Raw genomic sequence first — 17105 nt, forward strand, 5'->3', positions numbered from 1 at the left:
ATGGGTGTTGTTATTGTTGTCAATCAAACAGCCGGGGCTTGATCCCAGAAAAATGCCTGTTACCTGTTACCAGTGCGAATCACCGCGCTCGAGCACCTCGGTACCACCGTCGATGCACAGCAGTTGCCCAATCATCAGACTGTTGGCGGGGCTGGCCAGCCATAGCATCAGTTCCGCCACCTCATCGGGACGGCCATAACGGCCCAACACCTGAGGGTGCATGTCACGCACCACCTGGCTACGCACGGCATGTTCGCGCAATGCCAGGCCCGCCTCGGTTTCAATGAAACCCGGGGCCACGGCGTTTACGATGATGCCGCTGCCACCCCAGCGAGGACTTATTGCCGCGCGCCGAGTCCAACGGGCGATGGCGACCTTGCTACTGGCGTAGATCCCCAAAGGCGTGAGCTGATTGACCAGGCGGCTTTCAGTCTGCGCCTCGGCACGTGCTGCCAGGTCCTGAGCCCTTTCCCTGGAGGCCTTTTCATTTCCGGCCAGGTAAAATTCGACCAGCGCCGAATCAGCCCCATTGGCATAGGCCATGCGCGAGGACACCAGGACCACACGGGGCGCCGGCGACTTGAGCAGTAACGGCTGCAACCCTTCCAATACGTCGACAGAACCGAAGTAATTCAAGCTGGCACTGGTGGTGCTGGATACCAGCAGGCCCGCGCAAGTAATCACCCCATCAAGCCCATTGGGGGTCAATGCCTGCACACTGGCAATCAACTCCTCCCGCCCTTGGGCGGTTGAAAGATCAGCGACCACATCACCTTCATGCAAATCGGCACGAATGACCTTCAACCCCCTGGCCTCAGCCAATGCAGCGGTTGCCTTGCCGATGCCGTTGGCCGCGCCAGTAACCAAGATCTTTCGAGTCATGCCAATGCCTCCTGTTCAACCGCTGCGCCAGCGGTGCAACCCGACAGCACAAAGCCTTCATAGCCATTGGCAGCGACGGCATCGCACAGGCGCCGGTAATTACCGAAACCACCGACAAAAGGCATGAACACCCGTGGTTTACCCGGCACATTGGCCCCGGAGTACCAGGACGCGCCCTTGCGATGAAGCGTGAGCTGGGCCAGCGCCGCAACCTTCTCCACCCAAGCGTTTTCGGCGTCCGGGGTCGCCTCGATCAGGGACTTATTCTGCTGTTGCAGGTAGCCGATGCAATCCATGATCCAGTCTGTATGTTGCTCGATGCCCACCACCACGTTGGCCAGCGCACCTGGACTCTGGGGGCCAGTCGTGATGAACAGATTCGGGAAGCCAGCCGTTGCAAGTCCCAGATAGCACCGCGGGCCATCCTTCCACTTGTCTTTGAGTTTCAGGCCGTCTCGGCCAGTCACCTGGATGCGCGACAACGCACCGGTGATCGCGTCGAACCCTGTTGCGAACACCAGCACATCGAACGGCAGTTCCTGCTCGGAGGTACGCATGCCCTCGGCGGTGATGCGCTCCAAAGGCGTGCGCTTGAGGTTGACCAGGCTGACGTTGGACCGGTTGAAGGTTTCCAGATAATTGCTACCAATGCACAAGCGCTTGGAGCCTAACGGATGATCGTTCGGGCACAAATCCTCGGCCACCGCCGGGTCCTTCACAATGCTGCGGATCTTGCCGCGAATGAACTCCGCCGCCGTGGTGTTGGAAGCTTCATTTGTCAGCAAGTCGTTGAACGAGCCAAGATACGCGAGGCCATTGATCCGGTAGTTTTCTTCGTAGCGTGCCTCACGCTCCTGCGGTGTTGCTGCAATAGCCGACTTATCATTGACCTGATAGTGAGAACCACCGTTGGAATATCGTGTTTTCTCACGAATTTGTGGGTAGATCTCGCGGTAATGACGCTGCTCATCTTCGCTCAGCGGACGGTTCCCCGCAGGCAAGACGAAATTGGCGGTGCGTTGAAATACGGTGAGATGTTCCGCTTGCTGGGCGATCAGCGGAGCCATCTGTACACCGGTCGACGCAGTGCCAACCAAGCCTACACGCTTACCAGTGAAGTCCACGCCTTCAGCAGGCCAATTGGTACTGTGATACCAGGCGCCCTTGAAGTCCTCCAGCCCTGGAATGTCGATAGGCTTGGGAACGGTTAGTGAACCGGTCGCCATGATCACAAAACGTGCCTTGACGTGTTGCCCTTGCTCGGTCTCGACAGTCCACCGCTCGCTTTTTTCATCGAATGTGGTCGCGCTGACACGCGTATTGAATTGGATATCCTGGCGCAGCTCGAAACGATCGGCGACATGCTGGATGTAAGCAAGGATTTCAGCCTGAGTCGCATAGCGCTCTGACCAGCGCCACTCATCCTGCAGCTCTTTGGAGAAAGAGTAGGAATAAATCACGCTTTCAATATCACAACGGGCACCCGGGTAACGGTTCCAGAACCAGGTGCCGCCCACCTCGGCGCCGGCCTCGAAGGCTCGGACACTCAAACCCTTCTGGCGCAGGCTGTGAATCAGGTACAGCCCGGCGAATCCCGCCCCCACTACAACGACATCAAACTCATGCGCGCCGGGGTTGGCCTTGTTTTGCTGTGCTTTGCTCATCTTGATTTCTCCTGGACGCTGCGGCCCAACATTCAGTCTCTACATGAATGATTACTATGATTAAGCATCAAAGAAATTTTTCGAACACGATCCATTTCGCATTGGCACAGAGACTGTGCAAAATCGAGAAGTTGTGTTTATACACATCAATCATAAATATGATTAATACGTTTTAACGACCTGGGCAAGAGTAACAGACGAACTATGCTGGCGCCCGCATGAACGGGCCTCCCTGACTGAATGCGGAGCCATAACCAACCGACTCTCAAAAACAGAAAATTAAGTAATTAAAATCAACAACATAGACATTAAGACCAACAACTTCCAATCCGGAGATACGCGCTTTTTTACGACCTTATACTCGGCATCTCCACCCAATGAGTCAGGGCGTGAACATGACAATTACAACAAAAACCCAATGGCTGTTAACCGACCCGCCCATGCTCGCGGATTACTCCCTTGATACCTGGGAACACCTGCCCCGCGAGGAAGTGGACGCTCTGCAGCTTGCAGGTCTGAAGCAACGATTCACTCAATTGCGCGATGCCATTCCAATGCTGAGCAAGCTCGCCAATGCCGAAGGCGTGGTCAGCATCGACAGTGTCGATGACGTTATCCCGCTGCTGTTCGACCACACCATGTACAAGTCCTATCCGCCATCGTTGTTGGAAAACAATCGCTTCCAGCAAATCAACAAATGGCTGGCCAAGCTCACACTCCATCCTGTCGAAGACGTCGATGTCTCTCATTGCCAAGGCATCGACGAATGGCTGCAAGTCATGGATGCCGCCCTGCCGGAACTGCGTATCTCTCATTCCACCGGGACGTCAGGCACGGTGTCCTTCCTGCCGCACAGCCAGAGCGAGATCGACAAGAGTGGCGCAATGAAGCAGATGAGCGTCTGGAACCTCGGCGGCCCGCTACGGGGTGAGCGCCCCGAGCTGCATGTGGCCTATCCGTTCTTCCGTTCGGGTTGCTCGGCGCACGCGCGGGGCAACGACGGAGTCGTCAAGCACCTTCTGCGTGGCGAGGAATACTTCCACGCTGCCTATCCGGCAAAGATGAGTTCCGATGTCCTGTACCTGTCGGCACGTATCAAGGGCGCCCAGGCCAAGGGCACCCTGGACCGGCTGAAAGTGAGCCCGGCCATACTGGCGCGCAAGGAGGAGCATGACGCGCTCCAGACGAAGATGCCGGCGCACCTCAAACAATTTTTCGAGCACATATCACAAGAGTTGCGTGGTAAGCGTATCTACGCCTGGGCCACCTGGAACATGCTGCACAATATGGCCAAGGCTGGCCTTGAGGCAGGTCTGGAGGGTGTGTTCGCCGCCGACTCCTACGTCAGCACCGGCGGCGGCACCAAAGGTCTGGTGCAACCGCCAGGCTGGCGCGAGGATATTTTGCGCTTCACCGGTGCACGTCAACTGCACGAACTGTATGCAATGAGCGAAGTGTTGACCACGCACATGCGTTGCGAGCACGGCCACTATCATCTGTCACACCTGGCGATCCCTTTCCAGCTTGATCCGCAAACCAGCCAACCACTGCCCCGTCACGGCCGCGTTACCGGGCGCGCCGCATTCTTCGACCTGGGCGCCGACTCGCGCTGGGGCGGTTTCATATCCGGTGACGAGATCACTATCGAATGGGATCAGCCCTGCACCTGCGGGCGCACCAGCCGCTATATCGTCGGTGAAGTGCAGCGCTACAGCGAGAAGAATGGCGGCGACGACAAAATCACCTGTGCCGGTACCGAAAGCGCACACCAGGAAGCCATGGATTTCCTGAACAATCTGGGAGAATAACGATGTCCGCACCCATCGCACCAATGATCATCCGTGGCGAGGTCATCACCGATCATTTGATCGAGATTGGTGGTCGAGGCGGCGACCTGCGCTTTCACACGCCTGATGCCCATCGCTACCTTGATCGCTTGCCACTGCGCGACCCGGCCAGATTGGCGGATCAGTACCGACTGCGTTTCGACGATATCCTCGACTACACCGATGAACTGGCGAGCCGGCTTGAATTCTCGAAAAACCACCATCTGCAGGAGGCCTGCGAGCTGTCCTACGCCACTGCGCCGACCACCCCACCCCTGGTCAAGTCGCAGTATATGGGCCTGGCACGCATGCTCGACCGCCGGTCCATCCGGGAAGCAGCTGAACAATCCATCGGCATCGACTACCTGGAAGGCTGGGTACGCAAAACGCTGAACGACGGCCGCGATGCAGAGATCCGTTGCTTTGGCGCGCGCACGCTGCACATCGTCGCGGGCAATTCACCGGGACTGTCGCTGCTGACCATCATTCGCAACATGATCCTGCGCAGCGATGCACTGATCAAAGCGCCGTCCAATGACCCATTCACCGCCGCCGCCATCGCCCGCACCATGATCGACATGGCCCCGGACCATCCGTTGACCCGACATATCAGCGTTGCCTATTGGCGTGGCGGCGACGAGGAATTCGAAGCGAAACTGTACAAGCCGCAGAACTTCGAGAAGATCGTCGCCTGGGGCGGATTCGCGTCGATCAAACATGTCACCCAATACATCCAGCCCGGACTTGAGCTGATTTCCCTCGACCCGAAGCGCAGCGTCAGCATCCTCGGCGCCGAGACCTTCAGCTGCCCCGAACGCATGCGCGAGGCTGCCCTGCGCCTGGCCTGCGACATGGGTGCACATAATCAGCAGGGCTGCGTCAACGCTCGTGTGGTGTATGCCGTTTCCGGTACTGACGAGGCAGGGCTCAATCAACTCAACCAGTTTGGCGAGCACGTCTACGCCGCGCTGCAGTCCTTGCCTACCAGCATCAGCACCCCAGCCAAGCGCTATGACCCGGAGTTGGCCGCCCACCTGCGCTCGCTGCGCCTGGAAGACGAATGGTATCGCGTAATCGGCGGCGAGGAAGGCGAAGGCGCAGTGATCGTGTCGCAATTGCCCGACCCGGTGTCCTTCGCGGCATCGCTCAATGACCGAACGGCCAACCTGATTCCAGTGGATTCGCTGGATGAAGTGATGAATGCAGTGGATGCGTCCACTCAGACCGTCGGTATCTACCCTGAAAACCTCAAGGACGAACTCAAGGACCGCCTGCCGCTTCACGGCGCCCAACGTATTGTTTCGCTGGGCTATGCCATCGCACTGAATTGGGCGTTGCCACAGGATTCGATCGAACCCATGCGGCGCATGGGCAAGTGGATCGTCAATGAGATCTGCTCGCCGGAGCGCATACCCGGGCCTTGGCAACGCCCGAACATTGACTAAAACATCACGTAGCGCCTTGCACCGCTGCCGGAAGATCGGGTAACCCGGCTGCGTTGTTTAATCAAGTGCTCAAGGTAGGGTGTTCGGCTTGCACAGCAGTGCGTGCAGCATGCGCGCAATCATCTGCGCGGTGTCGTCCTGCTCCAGATACTCTGGGCGCTCCAGGGCGACAACCCGAGTCAGCGCCGGTATTGCGTGATAAGCAATGAACAGCGCCTTCTCGGCGTCCTGCACGGCAAGCTCTGTCGAGAAGCGCTGCATCAACGCCGAGGTCAACTCAGACTGCGGCAGGCTGTCCGGCTTCACAATGTCCATGCGTTGCAACTCGCTGTAGTGGAGGTACTTGGCACTGAAGACGCGATCGATCAGCCATTGCTTGCGACGCAGGCGCAAGAAGGTGCGCAGCATCAACAGCAGGCCGTCGTAGAGCGTGCTGGTGGCCGGCAGATTGCCAATATCCTCAAGCAATTTCGCATGCTGATGCTTGCGGTAGTCATCGAAAATCGACGAAATGAGCGAGTCCAGGGTGGGGAAGTATTCGTAGATCGAGCTCACCGAAACGCCCGAATACTCAGACAACCGGCTCAAGGACAACGCATCACGACCCTCGTCTTCCAGTATCTGCACGGCAGCTTGTTTAAGCGCCTCGACCATAGCGATCGAGCGTGCTTGTCGCGGCTGTTTGCGCTGTGTTTCGGGAATTTCGATCAGCAACCGGCCTTCCGGCAAGGCATGCATATCGACGGTTCTGGACATGTACCCTTCCCCCTATAGTGCAATAGCGACACCATCCGTCCTGGTCAACGGAAGGCGCGGAAAAACTCACGGATGTCCGCTACCAGCGCCGTCCCCTGCTCCAGTGCGGGGAAATGCCCACCGCTCTCGTAGACTCGGTAGTGACGTACATCAAAGATCCGTTCAAGGAAACTACGTGGCGGCGGCGGGATCAGGTCATGCGGAAATAGCGCAAAGCCCGTTGGCACTGTGTTGCACTCATGGGCGGCAATGCGCGTATCGCCTCCACTGCGAGCGGCCTGGTACAGCCAGTTCGCACCATTGATGCCATTGATCCAGTAGAGCATCAGGTTGGCGAGCATCCAATCCCGGTCAAAGGGAGGAACACTCTCGTTGGCACCGAGGGTCCAGGCCTGAAATTTGTCGACGATCCAGCCTGCCAGACCAATCGGTGAATCGGTCAGGCCATAAGCCAGCGACTGCGGTTTGGTGGCCTGTACCTGCTGGTAAGCACCCTCCTCTTGCTGCAATGCGCCAAGGCGCGCCAGCCAGGCACCCTCTTCCTGCGTCAACGCGCTATCAGCGCCGAGGACCGGTAGACCGCCGAGCATGTTCAAGTGCGCCGCGACGAGGTTCTGTGGATGAAGACGAGCGAGCAATCCACCCACCACCGCGCCCCAATCCCCCCCCTGGATGGCGTAGCGCTTGAAACCAAAGTGCTCGGTTGCCAGTTTGCTCCAAAGGCTGGCGATAGCACGCGGCCCCAGCGGTTCAAGCGGCGCCGAAGAAAAACCGTAGCCCGGCAGGCTCGGCAGCACCACAGTAAAGGCGTCTTCGACGCGCCCACCGAAGCGTTCCGGGTGCGCCAGCGGCTCGATCAGGTCGATAAATTCGAGGAACGACCCTGGCCAGCCATGAGTGAGCATCAGCGGCAAGGGATCATCACCCGAGCCTTGCTCGACCAGGACATGAATGATCTGACCGTCGACATCCACCAGGCGCTGTTCGTAGCGGTTGATCCGCGCCTCCCAGGCTCGCCAGTTGAAGTCATTGCGCCAGTGTTCGACCAGATCCTGCATATAGGGCAAGGCGCTGCCCTGTCGCCATCCAGCGCTCGTCGGGGTCTGAGGCCAGCGCACCTGGGCCAGACGCCTGGCGAGGTCAGTTAATACCGCCTCATCGGTGTTTACGCGAAATGCCTTACCGGGCAGTTGCATCGTCATCTCCCTGGATTGCATGCAGGTTGGCGCACGGATTGCTCAATGGTGCCTCCTGCTGTAAAAAGAACAGCTTGAACAATTATATATATAATAGATACGATTAACCTGATTTATTCTGTGCCGCCACTATCAAGGCCTACCCACCGGGGAACGTGAATGAATATGAAGGTGAGAGCCGCAGTGGCTCATGGAAACGGACTGCCCCTGACAATTGAAGATGTTCACCTCAGGCCCCCGGCCGACGACGAGGTGCTGGTCGAACTGAAAGCTTCCGGGCTCTGCCATACCGACCTCTTCATTAACGAAGGTAAATTCCCCCTGAAGCTTCCGGCCATTCTTGGTCACGAGGGTTCAGGCGTGGTCCTGGAGTGCGGCAAGGACGTGAAGAACGTGAAAGCTGGTGATCACGTCATTCTCAACAACGTCCCCCATTGCGGACATTGCCGGTGCTGCCGCTCAGACTTCACCAACTATTGCGAAGACATCGCGCTGGCGCGCCTGCGTCCGTCTGCGTTCACCTGGAATGGAGAACCACTGATGACCATGGGGCAGGCTGCAACCTTCGCCAGCCATACCGTGCTGCGCAGTTACAACCTGACGGTAATTCCCAACGAAATGCCGTTCGAATCCGCCGCGTTGGTGCCCTGTGGGGTGATGACAGGCGTAGGGGCTGTCTTGTTCAACGCCAAAGTCCGAAGTGGCAGTTCAGTGCTCGTCTGGGGCATCGGCTCCATCGGTCTGAACGTGTTGCAATCAGCCAGGCTCGCAGGCGCCGGGCGCATCATTGCAATCGACACCTGCGCCAGCAAGGAACAGGCAGCCCGCCTGTTTGGCGCAACCGATTTCATCAACCCCAATGACCTTGACGAGCCTCTGGCCCAGCACATCACGACACTTCTGGGCGGTTCGGCGGACTACGCATTCGAGTGCGTGGGCAACGTGGAGGTGCTCAAGCAAGCCGTGGAACTGGTAAACCCTTTCTGGGGCGTCTGCCTGGCAGTGGGCGTACCGCCCTTCAACCAGCAGATCAGCTTGCCTGCTACATCCTTCTATTTCGGACGCACCGTTCGCGGCACCTTCATCGGTGACGCCAACCCGGTCACTGATACACCGAAGATTCTTGATTGGTACCGCCAAGGCAAACTCCGCCTGGATGAACTCGTCACCCATCGCTTGGCGCAGGACGAGATCAACCAAGGTTTTGAGCTGATGAAACGTGGCGAGTCCATACGCTCTGTGATCGTTTACTAGTCTGCATTACCCACGAGGAATTGCCCATGGAACTCATCGAAACACTGGCGGCCGAACGTGATATTCGCCAACTGATCGCACGCTATGCGCAATTGGCTGATGACCCGGACGCAGCAGGCTTTGCTGCGCTGTTTACCACCGACGGTGTTCTTTCATTGCCTGGAAAGCAATGCGCAGGCCAAGCCGAAATCGAGCAATGGCTGCAGGCCACATTGAAAGCCGGCAAGACCCGCCATCTGTTCATGAATCCGCTCATCGAAGTGACTTCGCCTGCACAAGCGTCCGGCAGCATGGACATGCTGATCCTTCGCGCCGGCGACTCGGGCTGGGCACTGGGTGCCACCCTGCGCTACACAGACCGCTATGTGCATACCGAACAAGGCTGGAAGTTTGCCGAGCGCAGTCTCCAACCCATGATGCCTTGAGCAACCAACGTCATTACTGGAACCCAAATGAATTACGTGAAACTTGGCAACACCGGTCTTGAAGTCTCATCGCTGGCCTTAGGCTGCATGACTTACGGCGCACCTGATCGAGGGGCACAGTCCTGGACGCTGGACGAAGAAAAGAGCCGACCACTGATCCGGCAGGCAATAGAGAGCGGTATCAACTTTTTCGACACCGCCAATATCTACTCCGACGGCAACTCGGAGGAAATTCTCGGCCGTGCCCTGCGCGATTTCGCTCAACGCGATGAGGTGGTGATTGCCACCAAGGTCTACTTCAACTCACGGCGCGCGTCCAATGTCAGCGGTTTGTCGCGTAAAGCTATTTTCAACGAAATAGACAACAGCCTCAAGCGGCTGGGCACCGACTATATCGACCTGTACCAGATCCATCGCTGGGACTACCGCACGCCCATCGAAGAAACCCTCGAAGCCCTCCACGACCTCGTCAAAGCAGGCAAGGTTTTGCATATCGGTGCTTCGTCCATGTACGCCTGGCAATTCGCCAAAGCCTTGCACACCTCGCAGCGCCACGGCTGGACCCCGTTCGTGTCAATGCAGAACCAGCTGAACCTCATCAGCCGGGAAGAAGAACGGGAAATGATCCCGCTGTGCCGGGATGCGGGCATCGCGGTAATCCCCTGGAGCCCACTGGCACGCGGGCGGTTGACGCGAGATTGGGATCAGAGCAGCGATCGCGCAGAACGCGATGACGCCGCCAAAGCCTATTACACCCAACATACAGCCGAGTCTGATCGCAAGGTGGTCGAAGCGGTGGCCACTATCGCTGCCGAACGGAATGTACCGCGGGCTCAAGTCGCGCTGGCCTGGGTCATCCAGAGCGCTGGAATTACCGCGCCGCTGATCGGCGCCTCGAAGCCCCATCATCTGACCGATGCCATCGCCGCGCTGAGCCTGCAATTGACCACTGAAGAACGGCAGCGCCTGGAAGGGCCGTACCTTCCGCATGCGGTGGTTGGTTTCAACTGAGTAACACGTACCGCATCAAAGTTGGCAGGCGCCTCCCGGCGCCGAGCTAACCGCATGCTGCCTCCCCTGATAGAGTGTCGACCACCCAAACCGGCATCCCATGTCGCCCGGGAGCCGATCACTCAAATCCAACTTTCCTGTCAATTATCCCAGGTTCCTTGCTGCCATGAAATTTCACCAGCTACGCGCATTGTTGGCTATCTGTGAAAGCGGCAGTATTCAGGAAGCCTCCAGGACGCTGCACATTTCCCAACCTTCGCTATCGCGCAGTATCAAGGAGCTTGAGGCGGAACTGGGGGTAAGCCTGTTGGTGCGCTCGAACCGCGGCATCACACTCACGCAGTACGGTGAACATCTAGTCACTCGGGCACGACTGATCGTCGAGGAAGTTCGCCGGGCCAAACACGAGATCGAAACACTCAAGGGCTCTATGGACGGCAGTGTCACGCTCGGGGTTTCACCCGTGACCCCAAGCACACGGTTCGTCGATTGCGTGGCCCGGTTCCGTCAACGCCACCCTCAAGTCCGTTTGCAGATCGAAGAGCTGCGCCCGAATAAATTGATCGAAGGACTGCGTGAGGGACGACTGGATCTGGTGCTCACCTCGTATGGCGGCGCACGCAAACTGGAAGGTTTCGAATGCGTGGAGCTGTACCAGGAGCCGGGTGCTCTGGCCGTTCGCAAGGATCACCCCAAAAGCGATTTACGCACATTACATGACATCCGTAATCTGGACTGGATATTGCCTGACCGCATTGAAGACTCACCGCTCGCCGAGATGTTCGCCGAACAACGACTGGCGCCACCGGACAACCTGATGACCTGCTCTTCCCTGGTCATGTACCTGGAGTTGGCCACGCGTACGGACGCCGTCAGTTTCTGGGCCAGGCGCGGGATGGCGTTGGGTGATTTACGCAATCACCTGCAGGTCTTGCAGGTGATTGAACCTGTACCATCGTTTACCTTTTCCATGGTTAGCCGCGAAACCGGGCTTCTCACCCGCGAAGCTGCCGCCCTGGCAGAAGACATCGTCTACGAGTTTTACGGCAACCGCTGTGCCATTGGGCAGCCCCAGGCGACTCACGAAGTACTGGCCGACTGAACTCACTGCATGTTCGCCATACAAAAGCGCTATGCCTATACCCATAGACGATTACTCCACTGCGCCAGAGCTTGGCATGCTGCGAATCACCCGCCTTACTCAACGGAGATTCCGGCATGTCCCAGCAACCCCTTGGTCTTCTTCCCGAAATCGTGGCAATGCAATCCGATTTTGCCGCCATTCGCCAACACATACACCAATATCCCGAACTGGGTTTCGAGGAGCGCGAAACCAGCAAACTGGTGGCCACTTACTTGCGTCAATGGGGTTACCAGGTCCATGAGGGCGTTGGCGCAACCGGTGTCGTCGGCGTCCTGAAGGCCGGTGAAGGAACGCGCGCCATCGGCTTGCGCGCCGACATGGATGCCCTGCCCATCGAGGAAGACAATGGCCTGCCTTATCAGAGCAAACACATCGGCAAGATGCACGCCTGTGGGCACGACGGGCATACGGCAACGTTACTGTGCGCCGCCCGCTACCTGGCCGAGCATCGAAGCTTCAACGGTACGCTCAACCTGATTTTCCAACCGGCGGAGGAAACCCTTGGCGGCGCCTTGCGCATGATTGAAGACGGTCTTTTCGAGCGTTTTCCCTGCGATGCCGTGTATGCGCTGCACAATGCCCCCGGATTGCCCGTGGGCTGCTTTTCCGCTCGCAGCGGTACGCTGGGAGCGTCGTCGGACCAGGCAGTCATTCGCCTGATCGGCCAAGGTGGCCATGGTGCAATGCCTCACCTGGCCAGAGACCCGATCGTTGCAGCCGCCGAAATGGTGCTGGCCCTGCAAACCATCGTGTCCCGCAGCATAGCGGCGACCGAAGCCGCGGTCATTACCGTCGGTGCCCTGAACGCTGGGGACGCGCCCAACGTGATTCCCGCCCATGCCACGCTCAAACTCAGCATCCGGGCAGTCGACCCACAGGTGCGCGCACAATTGAAGCAGCGCATTAATGAGGTCGCTCAAGGCGTGGCAATGATCCATGGCATGGACCTGGAAATGGATTATCGCCCTCTGGTTTCTTGCCTGAACAACAGCGAGACGGAAACCCTCCTGGCGCGCCGGGTCATCACTGAGCTGGTGGGACAGAAGAATCTCCTCACCAGCCCCGGCAAAAGCAGTTTCGGCAGCGAAGATTTCGCCTGGATGCTTGAACGTAAACCCGGCTGCTACGTTGCGATCGGTAATGGCGACGGCGCTGCCACCGGCTGCGAGGTCCATGCCCTGCACAATCCGGGTTATGACTTCAACGATCAGGTCATCGCCTATGGCGCCAGCTATTGGGCCCGCCTGGTACAGACCTACCTGGTTTGACGTTTGCCCCTCCAGTATCGCCAGGAGGCGAACGACATGACCCAAGGCCTAAAGAAACGTCAGATCATCGTGGCACTGCTGATGGCGGTGATGATCATCAGTGCACTGGATAAAACCATTTTCGCCTTCGCCGGTGTGCAAATCATCGATGAACTGAAGCTGACACCCGAACAATATGGCATGGTCGGCAGTGCTTTTTTCCTGCTGTATTCCTTGAGCGGGATCATGGTGGGTTTTTTGGCCAATCGCTGCCCGACGCGCTGGATCCTGGTCGGTATGTCACTGGTCTGGATGGCGGCACAAGCGATGGTTGCATTCAGCAGTCAGCTTACAACGCTGATTGCCAGCCGGGTGCTACTCGGTGCTGGCACGGGCCCTGCGACTGCAGTCACGCAACATGCGGCATTCAAGTGGTACAAACCCTCCGAACGCATGCTTCCGTCTTCGCTGATCTACACATCGATCATGATCGGCAGCTTGATCGGCGCACTGATACTGCCTTTGGCCATTGAACGATTCGGCTGGCGCATGGCCTACCTGACGCTGGCTGCTGCGGGATGCCTATGGATGCTGCTGTGGCTGGCGTTTGGCTGTGAAGGCAATCAGCACAGCGAGGTTGACACTGCACTGCCTGACACCCAGGCGGTCGCCTACCGTCGGCTGTTGTTGAATCGCACATTCATCTGCCTGACCCTGCTGGCGTTCTTCTGCTACACCCCCGCTGCCCTCGGCTTCAGCTGGACGATCGTTTACCTGAAAAAGGGGATCGGACTTCAGACCGAGGCGCTCAGCGCCTATCTGTTGAGCATGACGACGCTGGCGATCGTCAGTGGGTTGATGATTCCAGCTTTTGCTCAGCGGGCTTATAAACGGGGTGCCAGCGTGTTCCGGGCGCTGGTTGCACCGCCGTTACTCTGTTGTGTTTCAGGTGGTGCGATGTTGGCCATGATCGCAATGAGCAGCCAACCCGGCGTCAAGCTGGCCCTGATGTTTCTGGCAACCGCGTTGCTGGCTGCATTGCCAAGCTTCAGCATGACCCTGATTGCCTATTTCACCCCGACGCAGCAAAGGGGATCGCTGCTGGCTATCCACAATGCCGTGCAAACCTCATCTGGCATCGTGACCCCCGCCCTGGTTGGGCAGCTGATTGCATTGAGCGGTAATGACATCGCCCATGGATTCGAAACTGCAATCGCAAGCTTTGGTATCTGTACACTGGCCGTCGCGCTGCTCGGCTTTGTCGGGATCAATCCCCATCTCACTCGACAGCAAATTCTGGGCGCCGGCGACGAAGGTGGGCAGGCATTGGCTGACCGCGAACAACTAGCCCCGTCACTTGGAAGGAGTTGAGCCTTCCAGGACAGTACACGGACAGGCGCCGTCGACCACCGGACGGCGCTGCACAGTATGATCAACGGCTAGCCGTGAGCTGATGCACCTGCTGACCGATATTGCGCCCCTCGACCAAGGAGTTGATGGCTTCATGCAGGTTTTCCAGCCCCTGGACCACGTTGCAGGGTTGAACCAGCTTGCCTTCGCGGTACCACTGCCCCACTTGGGCCATGAACTCGGGCAGCCTGTGGTAATGCACATGAGCCAGGAAACCACGCACCTCAAGCTGTCGGTTCACCACGGTCATGAGATTGGCCCCGGGCACCTCGCCCCCACCGTTGTACTGCGCCACCTGGCCACACATCGCCACTCGACCGAAATCACGCAATAGCGCGAACGCTGCTCGCTGCACGGCACCCCCTACATTTTCAAAATAACTGTTCACGCCTTGCGGGCATGCCTGTGCCAGGCGCTCGGTAAAGTCGGCGGCCTTGTAATCCACGCAATCATCGAAACCGAACTGATCGCGAACGTATTGGCACTTCGTCGCACCGCCGGCAATACCAACGACTCGCGCGCCCAAGGCCTTGGCAAACTGACCGGCAGCACTGCCCACCGCTCCGGCCGCGACAGAAATCAACACCGTCTCGCCGGGTACTGGACGGCAAATATCGGTGATACCCAGCCAGGCGGTGAACCCGGTAATTCCCAGGATGCCCAGGTAGTGCAGAGGCTCGCCAACGTCGGGTTCCAGCACCTGAAGCCCAACACAGCGGCTTGGATCGATGCGCTGGTAGCGTTGGCGGGTGCCGCCGAACAAGCGTACCAGCACGCCTTCGCCGTACTGATCAGAAAGGCTGCTGAAGACCCGGCCAATACTGGCGGAAGCAGGCAAGCGATCTCCTGGCGGCACGGTGAGAACATATCCCGCAGCACTGTCCAGCATGCCGCGGCTTCCCGCATCGATGGCCTGATAAAGAATTTCTACCAGAATCTGTCCGGATCGCAGTTCGGGTACAGGTTCGGTGACCAGATCAAAAATATCGGCTGGCAGCACTCCAGGATCCGGAACGCGGTTCAGACGGACGATGATGTTGTCCGGCATCGACGACAGGGACATTCTCCACCTCCAATTGTATTTATTGTACGAATTGTATATATGATAAAGCGGGAATATTAAAAAACGCATTTTTTCAAGCCGCACAGCGCGAGCCTTGCCACAGCCCACGTACTGCATGGGATTCTCGGGTAAGCAGGTGAAAAAATCGATGGGAAAGAATTTGCTTAATCATACAGCTCATTGATATGATAATTTCATCAGCACTTGCCATGCCTCCCTGGGGCGAATGGACCACAACATGAGAGCACGCTTATGACGCTTGACCTTGCATTGAGAATCCGCAGCGTACTTGCGCTTGCCCCGGAATCGCCGGCACTGGAGTACAAGCAGCGCTGGTACTCATGGGCCGAGATGTCATCGTTGATGACTCAAGCCAATGACCTGCTGACCAATGCAGGCCTGGGTGAAGGTGCACCGATAGGCATTCTGCTGCGCAATCGCCCAGCCCACGTAAGCGTGCTTTTGCAAATCCTGGCTTCACGGCGTTGTGTGGTGACCCTCAACCCCTTTCAGTCGGCCGAAAAAATTGCCCATGACCTGGAAGCGACCCAGATCGGTGCACTGATTGCCGATGAGCAGGACTGGCAGGCACCCGCAATTCAAGCTGCCGCGCAAGCCAAGGGCTGCCTGGGCCTGAGCATCAGCAGTGGCGACACCTTGACCGTCGCGACCCAACCGGGCGTTGGCATCAAACTTGATCCCGCCACCCTACCCGACCAGCGTGAAACAGCGATCCTGATGCTCTCAAGCGGTACCACAGGCCCCGCCAAACGCATCGCACTGCCCTACGTCAAATTCGAAGCCTCGCTGTCCGATGCGGCGCATTACGAAGCAGGCAAGGCCACCGACGGCCTGACCCTGAAAACAAGCCCGGCCATGCTCACCACTCCCTTGGTGCACATTGGCGGCATGTATTTCGCCGTCGCAGCTATCGTCGCTGCCCGGCCGATTGTGATCCTCGAGAAATTCTCGGTTCTGGAGTGGAGCCAAGCGGTAGCAACCTATCGCCCGAAAATGGTTTCGTTGCCACCGACAGCCATTCGCATGATCCTCGATGCCGATGTGGCCAAGAGCGACATCGACAGCCTGCTGGCGATTCGTACCGGCAGCGCTCCGCTTGACCCGGACATGCAGATTGAGTTCGAAACTCGCTACGACATTCCTTTGCTCGATGCCTATGGCGCCACAGAGTTCGCCGGTGCAGTGGCTGGCTGGAGCCTGCGCGATCACAAAGAGTTTGCTCAGTACAAGCGCGGTTCGGTAGGACGCGCCCAGCCCGGTTGCGAGGTCCGAATCATCGACCTGGTGACCCACGAGGTGATAGACAACAACAACATCGGACTGCTGGAAGTGCGCTCGGCACAGGTCGACGCCACCCGCTGGGTACGCACCACTGACCTTGCCGAAATCGACGAAGATGGTTTCATCTTCATTCGTGGACGCTCCGACTCGGCCATCATCCGTGGCGGCTTCAAGGTGCTGCCACGGGATGTCGAACACGTGCTGCGCGAACATCCGGCAGTCAAGGAAATCTGCGTAGTCGGCCTGCCTGACCCGCGCTTGGGTGCGGTACCTGTTGCCGCACTGGAAGTCCGTCCGGGGGTCGATCTGGACGAACACCAACTCATCGCGTTTGCCCGAGAAAAACTGGTGGCCTATCAGGTTCCGGTGCGCTGGATGGTGGTCGACACCTTGCCACGAACGCCGTCACTGAAAATCAGCCAGCACGAAGTGCGCCAGTTGTTCAGCGCCCCCGAAGTCGCTGCACAAACCGCCGTCTGA

The 17105-nt window shown here is 58.2% G+C and carries 14 protein-coding genes; 9 read left to right on the forward strand and 5 right to left on the reverse strand.

Annotation, left to right across the window (positions count from 1 at the left end; translation table 11 throughout):
• Positions 1–66 precede the first annotated feature (66 nt).
• Together PMI22_RS18455 and PMI22_RS18450 are read right to left on the reverse strand one after the other, a co-directional pair.
• Entirely contained in the window at positions 67–882 is an 816-nt protein-coding gene (locus tag PMI22_RS18455) for an SDR family oxidoreductase (protein WP_007944982.1), read from the reverse strand.
• Positions 879–2546 (reverse strand): flavin-containing monooxygenase, encoded by a 1668-nt coding sequence (locus PMI22_RS18450; RefSeq protein WP_007944983.1) that lies wholly within the window; start codon positions 2544–2546, stop codon positions 879–881. The genes PMI22_RS18455 and PMI22_RS18450 overlap by 4 nt, the downstream gene beginning before the upstream one ends.
• 395 nt (positions 2547–2941) lie before the next feature.
• Between PMI22_RS18450 and PMI22_RS18445 the strand changes: the two genes are divergently transcribed.
• Both PMI22_RS18445 and PMI22_RS18440 read left to right on the forward strand, forming a co-directional pair.
• The gene (locus PMI22_RS18445; RefSeq protein ID WP_007944984.1) at positions 2942–4354 is read left to right on the forward strand and encodes a hypothetical protein; all 1413 of its coding nucleotides are present in this window, start codon (positions 2942–2944) and stop codon (positions 4352–4354) included.
• A gap of 2 nt (positions 4355–4356) precedes the next feature.
• Positions 4357–5817, forward strand: coding sequence for an acyl-CoA reductase (locus PMI22_RS18440; protein WP_007944985.1), 1461 nt, complete (start codon positions 4357–4359; stop codon positions 5815–5817).
• 69 nt (positions 5818–5886) lie between these two features.
• Here PMI22_RS18440 and PMI22_RS18435 read toward each other — a convergent pair whose 3' ends face one another.
• Entirely contained in the window at positions 5887–6573 is a 687-nt protein-coding gene (locus PMI22_RS18435) for a TetR/AcrR family transcriptional regulator (protein ID WP_007944986.1), read from the reverse strand.
• 44 nt (positions 6574–6617) lie between these two features.
• Positions 6618–7769, reverse strand: a complete 1152-nt coding sequence (locus PMI22_RS18430; protein WP_007944987.1) for an epoxide hydrolase family protein — start codon at positions 7767–7769, stop codon at positions 6618–6620.
• A 159-nt stretch (positions 7770–7928) separates the two neighbouring features.
• Here PMI22_RS18430 and PMI22_RS18425 point away from each other — a divergent pair, with 159 nt between their 5' ends.
• From PMI22_RS18425 to PMI22_RS18400, 6 genes are all read left to right on the forward strand, one after another.
• Entirely contained in the window at positions 7929–9023 is a 1095-nt protein-coding gene (locus tag PMI22_RS18425) for an alcohol dehydrogenase catalytic domain-containing protein (RefSeq protein WP_007944989.1), read from the forward strand.
• A gap of 26 nt (positions 9024–9049) precedes the next feature.
• A complete protein-coding gene (locus tag PMI22_RS18420) occupies positions 9050–9448 on the forward strand; it encodes a nuclear transport factor 2 family protein (protein ID WP_007944990.1) in 399 nt (132 codons plus the stop codon).
• A 27-nt stretch (positions 9449–9475) separates the two neighbouring features.
• Positions 9476–10459 (forward strand): aldo/keto reductase, encoded by a 984-nt coding sequence (locus PMI22_RS18415; protein WP_007944991.1) that lies wholly within the window; start codon positions 9476–9478, stop codon positions 10457–10459.
• Between the two features lie 166 nt (positions 10460–10625).
• On the forward strand, positions 10626–11561 hold the full coding sequence (locus PMI22_RS18410; RefSeq protein WP_007944992.1) for a LysR substrate-binding domain-containing protein: 936 nt from the start codon (positions 10626–10628) through the stop codon (positions 11559–11561).
• A gap of 116 nt (positions 11562–11677) precedes the next feature.
• A complete protein-coding gene (locus PMI22_RS18405; protein WP_007944993.1) occupies positions 11678–12871 on the forward strand; it encodes a M20 aminoacylase family protein in 1194 nt (397 codons plus the stop codon).
• 36 nt (positions 12872–12907) lie between these two features.
• Positions 12908–14221: an MFS transporter gene (locus tag PMI22_RS18400; RefSeq protein WP_007944994.1), complete on the forward strand. Its 1314-nt coding sequence runs from the start codon at positions 12908–12910 to the stop codon at positions 14219–14221.
• Between the two features lie 61 nt (positions 14222–14282).
• On the opposite strand, the gene PMI22_RS18395 is transcribed toward PMI22_RS18400, so the two are convergent.
• Positions 14283–15323 carry an MDR family NADP-dependent oxidoreductase gene (locus tag PMI22_RS18395; RefSeq protein WP_007944995.1) on the reverse strand — a complete coding sequence of 347 codons (1041 nt, stop codon included), beginning with the start codon at positions 15321–15323 and terminating at the stop codon, positions 14283–14285.
• 252 nt (positions 15324–15575) lie between these two features.
• Between PMI22_RS18395 and PMI22_RS18390 the strand changes: the two genes are divergently transcribed.
• Complete coding sequence (locus tag PMI22_RS18390) at positions 15576–17105, forward strand: class I adenylate-forming enzyme family protein (RefSeq protein WP_007944996.1); 1530 nt, start codon at positions 15576–15578, stop codon at positions 17103–17105.

Source organism: Pseudomonas sp. GM21 (assembly GCF_000282215.1).
GTDB lineage: Bacteria > Pseudomonadota > Gammaproteobacteria > Pseudomonadales > Pseudomonadaceae > Aquipseudomonas.

Coding starts and splice junctions, on each gene's coding strand:
- PMI22_RS18455 (WP_007944982.1), bottom strand. CDS start 882: ATGACTCGAAAGATCTTGGTTACTGGCGCGGCCAACGGCATCGGCAAG.
- PMI22_RS18450 (WP_007944983.1), bottom strand. CDS start 2,546: ATGAGCAAAGCACAGCAAAACAAGGCCAACCCCGGCGCGCATGAGTTT.
- PMI22_RS18445 (WP_007944984.1), top strand. CDS start 2,942: ATGACAATTACAACAAAAACCCAATGGCTGTTAACCGACCCGCCCATG.
- PMI22_RS18440 (WP_007944985.1), top strand. CDS start 4,357: ATGTCCGCACCCATCGCACCAATGATCATCCGTGGCGAGGTCATCACC.
- PMI22_RS18435 (WP_007944986.1), bottom strand. CDS start 6,573: ATGTCCAGAACCGTCGATATGCATGCCTTGCCGGAAGGCCGGTTGCTG.
- PMI22_RS18430 (WP_007944987.1), bottom strand. CDS start 7,769: ATGCAACTGCCCGGTAAGGCATTTCGCGTAAACACCGATGAGGCGGTA.
- PMI22_RS18425 (WP_007944989.1), top strand. CDS start 7,929: ATGAATATGAAGGTGAGAGCCGCAGTGGCTCATGGAAACGGACTGCCC.
- PMI22_RS18420 (WP_007944990.1), top strand. CDS start 9,050: ATGGAACTCATCGAAACACTGGCGGCCGAACGTGATATTCGCCAACTG.
- PMI22_RS18415 (WP_007944991.1), top strand. CDS start 9,476: ATGAATTACGTGAAACTTGGCAACACCGGTCTTGAAGTCTCATCGCTG.
- PMI22_RS18410 (WP_007944992.1), top strand. CDS start 10,626: ATGAAATTTCACCAGCTACGCGCATTGTTGGCTATCTGTGAAAGCGGC.
- PMI22_RS18405 (WP_007944993.1), top strand. CDS start 11,678: ATGTCCCAGCAACCCCTTGGTCTTCTTCCCGAAATCGTGGCAATGCAA.
- PMI22_RS18400 (WP_007944994.1), top strand. CDS start 12,908: ATGACCCAAGGCCTAAAGAAACGTCAGATCATCGTGGCACTGCTGATG.
- PMI22_RS18395 (WP_007944995.1), bottom strand. CDS start 15,323: ATGTCCCTGTCGTCGATGCCGGACAACATCATCGTCCGTCTGAACCGC.
- PMI22_RS18390 (WP_007944996.1), top strand. CDS start 15,576: ATGACGCTTGACCTTGCATTGAGAATCCGCAGCGTACTTGCGCTTGCC.